Here is a 328-nt window from a genome sequence, read left to right as displayed (position 1 = left end):
ACAGAAGCGGCGGTGGATGTCACGGCTTGGCGCTACTGCGCGGGATGGGAACATGCTGGCAGCCTCCCGATCGGCCACCCGATCGCCAACACGCGCATCTACATCCTCGATACACACGGTGCGCCGGTGCCGATCGGGGTGGTGGGCGAGTTGTATCTCGGTGGTGACGGTGTGGGACGTGGGTATTTGAACCGCGACGATTTGACCGCCGCGCGCTTCCTCGCTGATCCATTCAGCGCTGATCCATTCAGCGCTGATCCAACGGCGCGGATGTACCGCACTGGCGATCTGGGGCGTTGGCATGCCGACGGGACGATCGAGTTTGTCG

Annotated in this window: 1 protein-coding gene; it reads left to right on the top strand. The window is 63.4% G+C overall.

Annotation, left to right across the window (positions count from 1 at the left end):
* Positions 1-328 (top strand): AMP-binding protein (locus tag XalbCFBP2523_RS16040; RefSeq protein WP_146084167.1); only part of this gene is annotated, 328 nt, incomplete at both ends.

It is taken from the genome of Xanthomonas albilineans (assembly GCF_002939705.1).
Taxonomy (GTDB): Bacteria; Pseudomonadota; Gammaproteobacteria; order Xanthomonadales; family Xanthomonadaceae; genus Xanthomonas_A; species Xanthomonas_A albilineans.
This window is presented reverse-complemented; position numbering and strand designations above follow the sequence as displayed.